Genomic DNA, 5,272 nt, shown 5'->3' with positions numbered 1-5,272 from the left:
ATTATGGATAGCCTGCTGGCGCTGAAATCGTCGTTTATAGAAGCAGGTGAAAATGTAGAAGCCACCCGTAAGGTGATGAAAGAAATAGCAGGTGTATTAGGTTACTTAAATCGTACTAGATAGGAAACATGCACTATGCACAACTCTCTTACTAGCTACCCTCTCCGTTATGGTATTCAACCAGCTCAGGTAGTATAAGGGCTCCTATATTTATTCCATTCTGTAAATGACTTAAGGTCTTTGACCTAAATTTCACTTTACCTTAGAGACTGCCAAGGCAACTCTAACTATGACCTGTGGCTTAAATTTTGAGCGTTACCGTAAAAGCGGCGTCGTGGAAATCATGAGTCATTTTCATTCAGAATATTCATATCTTGATTATTGGCTTCTAGGTCTTGAAAAAGTGCCAAATTTAAACTTGATGCACTTTTCTCTTCCAGACCTTAGTTTAGGTGTTATGATACACTTCATCGAAAAGCCATGGATAGATAATATAAATGAATCAAAGGGAATGAGAGATAGTTGGGCTGCCATTTATAGATATTATAGAAGGGTTGTCGATTTTATTAGGTTAGCCGGGAATGATATAGAAAAAAGGTATTCAACAAGAGCCTTAAGCCGGCTTTATGATGAGATTATCGTAACATATGGTCAGCCTCCTTTCTATGCTAGGCCCATCTATATGATGACTATAGAAAAAGAAGGAAAAGAGGAAGTAGTATATGTTGGAAAAACTGAATCGTCCATTAGATTTAAATCGGGTCATTTCTCAACACTTAGTTTACTCGATCCTGATTTTACAGGATTAACAAAAAGGATCTATTGGGGAAGTGTAATGGTTAAAAAGAAGGTGTATGGCTGGTACCCATTGGAGTTTATTAGTAGAAAAAAATACGCCTCAGCATTACTTAATGACATTGAGAGTAAATTGATTTTTGAACTGCAACCTAAATTCAACGTTTATAAAAGGAGAGTTGAGCGAACTAAAAATACTTTTAAATTAAATACCTATCTGCCTTTTGAACAGGTCAAGTTTATTGATCGTGATCGGAAAATATTAAGTGAAAAGTTATTTGCTGACTTAAGGAGGAGTTTACTTAACGACAAACTTTTAGAACCATAGGCATGCATCTATTTTTGTTAAGGAAATAGGTTGGTATACTTTGGCCCGGATATTTTAAGATGGTCGCTATTTAATCTGGTAATTGAAAGTAGACTTAAGTAGGCATAAGTTAAACATGGCTTCATGAGATTTGAACCATTTTTAATTGATTACGATAAGTTCGCATGGGCTTAAAACCCAAAGGAGCTATTTCTTTAAGAAATAACTCCTTTAATTTCGGTACTGTGCGGAAGAGGAGATTCGAACTCCCAAGCCCTTTCAGGCACTACCACCTCAAAGTAGCGCGTCTACCAATTTCGCCACCTCCGCAGGTGAAGTGGCTGCAAAAATAATCGGTTTTTGAGAATGTACAAATTTATTATCGGCCCTGGCCAACTAAGGTATGGTACGGCATGACCTTTAATCAATTACCTTAATGTGTGGCTTAAGGTATCAGGCTAACAGCCCCTACTTCCTTAAAATAATCCTGAAAGTAGTCCCCTTCCCCAGTTCCGATGCTTTTACAAACAGCCGCCCCTTATGATATTCTTCAATAATACGTTTGGCCAGTGACAGCCCCAGCCCCCAGCCACGCTTTTTAGTGCTGAAGCCGGGTTTGAACACTTTCTCATAATAGGGTTTGGGAATGCCTTTGCCGGTATCTGTTATGTCAATGGTAATGTCAGTAGGGTGATTATCAATGTAAATATCTATAGCGCCCTTGCCTTCCATGGCATCCAGCGCATTTTTTAGCAGGTTTTCCACTACCCAGTCAAACAGGGGAGGGGAGATCATGGCAGGCATGTCAGTATCCTTGGCATGTACGGTAAACTGCACCTTCTGGGGCGCCCGTTTGCGGATATATGCTGTCATGTGCTCTATTTGCGCTACCACATTCTTTTCTTCCAGCTTGGGCACACTGCCGATCTTGGAAAAGCGGTCGGTGATCAGCTTCAGGCGGTCCACATCTTTACCCAGCTCCGTGACCATGCTGGCATTGGCTTCGTTTTCTTTGAGTATTTCCAGCCAGGCTTCCATGGACGATAAGGGGGTGCCCAGCTGATGGGCTGTTTCCTTGGCAAGGCCCACCCATACCAGGTTCTGGGTAGCCCGGTTGGTGGTGGATAGGGCAAACAGCACCACGCCAATGAACAGGGTTACTACCAGCAGCTGTATGTAGGGATAATACCGCACCTGCTTCAGGATCAGGGAATCCCCGTAATAAATGTAATTGTAGATCTTTTGTTTGGCATCCACCTCCATGATAAAAGGTGGATGTTTTTTCTTGAAAACGGCCAGCTCGTCCCGCAGGTAGCCGGGGTTACGGGCCTTTACGGTATCCAGGTTGCGGCTGTCAATGATATCGCCGGTTTCATTGGTTAATATAAGCGGAATGGTAGTGTTGTTGGTTACTATTTCCACGGCCAGGTTCAGGTTGGCGTCTGCCGGCGCCTGTAACAGCTCCCGGTTGGCTTCTACCCAGGTAGCTACTTTTTTGGTCTCTTCTTCCTGTATCCGTTGGGATAAGCTGCTCACAAACCAGATGGTGGCTACAATGATCACCACTGCCATGGAAACCAATACAAACTTCCAGCCTATATACTGTTTAACCATTTGGGCGTAAGTTAATATAAATCTTTAGTCCACAGTCCATAGTCGATGGTCCATGGCATGGTGCGTGGTTATATGTGGTGCGGGTAGGGCAGATTTCCTGCATTACCCAGGTTATCGCAGCAGACCATCGACCTTCGACCACCACCGCACCCCACGAACAACTCATCTCATCGCACCAGGCTATGGACTATGGACCATCGACCATGGACCAGAAACCAGCATTACTATGCACTCTGGACTTTTCTGTTATATTTGCAACGCAAAATATTCATCACGCGTAAACGAAAGAGCTGTTGTCCGTATTGCCATCAGTAGCCGTAGTCATTCTTAACTGGAACGGGAGGGGGTTTTTGGAAAAATTCCTGCCTTCGGTATGCCAGTCCACTTACGGCAACCTGGAACTCTACCTGGCCGACAATGCCTCTACCGACGACAGCGTTGCCTTTACCCAAACCCATTTTCCGCAGGTAAAGATCATCCGGAACCCATCCAACAATGGTTTTGCCGGTGGTTATAACGAGGCTTTACAGCATGTACAGGCGGATATCTACGTGCTCCTGAACCAGGATGTGGAGGTATCTCCCGGCTGGATAGAGCCCGTGGTGACCCTCATGCAGGAAGATCCGCAGATAGCCGCCTGCCAGCCCAAGCTGCGCGCCTATTACCAGCAGGATGAGTTTGAGTATGCCGGCGCTGCCGGGGGCTGGATGGATATCCTTGGCTACACCTTTTGCCGCGGCCGCATCCTGTACACCACGGAAAAAGATGAAGGCCAGTACGATGATGTGCAGGACGTGTTCTGGGCTACCGGCGCAGCACTGTTCATCCGCTCCAGGTGTTTTCATGAAGTAAAGGGCTTTGATGCCGATTTCTTTGCCCATATGGAGGAGGTAGACCTCTGCTGGCGGCTGCAGCGGGCTGGCTACCGTATCAGCTATTGCCCCGATTCGCTGGTGTACCATGTAGGCGGGGGCAGCCTGCCCCAGGGCAACCCGCGTAAGCTGTACCTGAACTTTCGCAATAACCTGATGATGTTGTGGAAGAACCTGCACCCATTCGATCGCTGGATCGTGCTGTCACAAAGGTTCTTCCTGGATGTGCTGGCAGCGGTAAAAAGCCTGGTGGCGGGCAAGCCTAAAGATATGACGGCTATTATCCGCGCCTATAAGGATTATCATAAATGGCGCCGTACATATGACCTGAAGCAGGATCATCTGCCCTGGAAAAAACTGCTGGATATGCAGGGCGTATTCCACGGTATTATGATCTGGCGTTACTACTTCCTGGGCCGTAAAGAATTTTCCAAGCTGGAGCATGAGAAGGAACGGCAAACGCGCAACGCTGAACGCTGATGCATAATGCTGAACGCGCAACGCTAAACGCCTAATGCTAAACCCACACTATCATAAACTGCTTATCACGGAGTGCCGAATGCTAAAAGCTAAAGGCTAAAAGCTAAATCCTAACAGCTAACAGCTAACCGCTAACCGCAAACCGCTAACAGCTACCGCCTAAAACATAACACAATGGCGTTAAGCGTTCTGCATTAAGCCTTCAGCCTTCAACCAGTTTTTTTCAAATATTACTTTGATTATTATTTGACATAGTGTAAGTTTGCACCGCGAAAAGAATAAATCATGGAACAAAATACAGTTGAAAATAAGAACGATTTTTCCCAGAACTGGGTTAGCTCTTCCCGTTTCCTTTTTTATATAACAATATTCTGCATGCTCGCTTTTGTATTGGGCGGCTGCTACAAACTGTATCAACACCGCTACCCGGGTAAACCTGAAGTAGCTGTTCCGGAAAGCACACTGTACAATCCTAAGTATAAATAATTTGGTTATTTCAAATACTTCCTTATTTTTGCAATCCCAATTTCAAAAATAAGCAGGTAGCAAAACTTGCAAATAGCTGAAGTTCTTTTAATAATGCGGAAGTAGCTCATTTGGTAGAGCACGACCTTGCCAAGGTCGGGGTGGCCGGTTCGAGCCCGGTCTTCCGCTCTCAGGTAAAGACCTGACAGGTTGCAAAACTTGTCAGGTCTTTTTGTTTTAGGCTCATCCCGCTTTTACCTTCTTCAGATAAGCCGACGGTGGAATACCGAACTGCGCTTTAAAGCACTTACTGAAATAGAACGGATCATTCATCCCCACCTTATACGTTACTTCCGATACTGTGTAATCTCCTGTATTCAACAGCTCGGCCGCCTGTTTTAACCGTACCAGCCTTATGTATTCATTGGGCGAGTAACCCGTAAGCCCTTTTACCTTTTTGTAGAACAGTGTGCGCCCCAGCTTCACGGCAGCAGCAAATTCGTCTACCGAAAATTGGGTGTTATCCAGGTTGCGGGTAATAATAAAATGCAGGCGGTCCAGGAATTTTTTGTCGGCCTCATGTTCCGCAATGTTCACCTCAAAAAAGCCGGGATCGTTAGAGAAACGTTTACGGATCTTTTCCCGCTGCTCAATAATGCGGATGATGTTGGTGAGCAGAAAACGGGTGCTGAAAGGTTTAGCTATATAAGCATCCGCACCTGCATCCACGCCCTGCAGC

Annotated in this window: 5 protein-coding genes and 2 tRNA genes; 4 read left to right on the top strand and 3 right to left on the bottom strand. The window is 45.3% G+C overall.

What is annotated here, in order from left to right; all coding sequences use genetic code 11:
• The first annotated feature begins 334 nt into the window (after positions 1 to 334).
• Positions 335 to 1,123 carry a hypothetical protein gene (locus VIM87_RS00075; RefSeq protein WP_331994986.1) on the top strand — a complete coding sequence of 263 codons (789 nt, stop codon included), beginning with the start codon at positions 335 to 337 and terminating at the stop codon, positions 1,121 to 1,123.
• Positions 1,124 to 1,348: 225 nt separating this feature from the next.
• On the opposite strand, the gene VIM87_RS00070 is transcribed toward VIM87_RS00075, so the two are convergent.
• A tRNA-Leu gene (locus VIM87_RS00070) sits at positions 1,349 to 1,432 on the bottom strand.
• Between the two features lie 138 nt (positions 1,433 to 1,570).
• Positions 1,571 to 2,716: a HAMP domain-containing sensor histidine kinase gene (locus VIM87_RS00065; protein ID WP_331994985.1), complete on the bottom strand. Its 1,146-nt coding sequence runs from the start codon at positions 2,714 to 2,716 to the stop codon at positions 1,571 to 1,573.
• 293 nt (positions 2,717 to 3,009) lie between these two features.
• On the opposite strand from VIM87_RS00065, the gene VIM87_RS00060 reads away from it, so the two are divergent.
• The 3 genes from VIM87_RS00060 to VIM87_RS00050 all read left to right on the top strand — a co-directional run bounded on the left by VIM87_RS00060 (position 3,010) and on the right by VIM87_RS00050 (position 4,722).
• Positions 3,010 to 4,068, top strand: coding sequence for a glycosyltransferase family 2 protein (locus VIM87_RS00060; RefSeq protein WP_331994984.1), 1,059 nt, complete (start codon positions 3,010 to 3,012; stop codon positions 4,066 to 4,068).
• 285 nt (positions 4,069 to 4,353) lie between these two features.
• Positions 4,354 to 4,554, top strand: coding sequence for a hypothetical protein (locus tag VIM87_RS00055; RefSeq protein ID WP_331994983.1), 201 nt, complete (start codon positions 4,354 to 4,356; stop codon positions 4,552 to 4,554).
• Positions 4,555 to 4,649: 95 nt separating this feature from the next.
• Positions 4,650 to 4,722, top strand: a tRNA-Gly gene (locus tag VIM87_RS00050).
• 54 nt (positions 4,723 to 4,776) lie between these two features.
• On the opposite strand, the gene VIM87_RS00045 is transcribed toward VIM87_RS00050, so the two are convergent.
• Positions 4,777 to 5,272: DNA-binding response regulator (locus VIM87_RS00045; protein WP_331994982.1), on the bottom strand; the 496-nt coding region annotated here is incomplete at its 5' end.

This window comes from Chitinophaga sp. (genome assembly GCF_036569125.1).
Classification (GTDB): domain Bacteria; phylum Bacteroidota; class Bacteroidia; order Chitinophagales; family Chitinophagaceae; genus Chitinophaga.
The sequence above is the reverse complement of the archived record's forward strand: the minus strand, read 5'-3'. Positions and strand labels throughout refer to the sequence as shown.

Coding starts and splice junctions, on each gene's coding strand:
- VIM87_RS00065 (WP_331994985.1), bottom strand. CDS start 2,716: ATGGTTAAACAGTATATAGGCTGGAAGTTTGTATTGGTTTCCATGGCA.
- VIM87_RS00055 (WP_331994983.1), top strand. CDS start 4,354: ATGGAACAAAATACAGTTGAAAATAAGAACGATTTTTCCCAGAACTGG.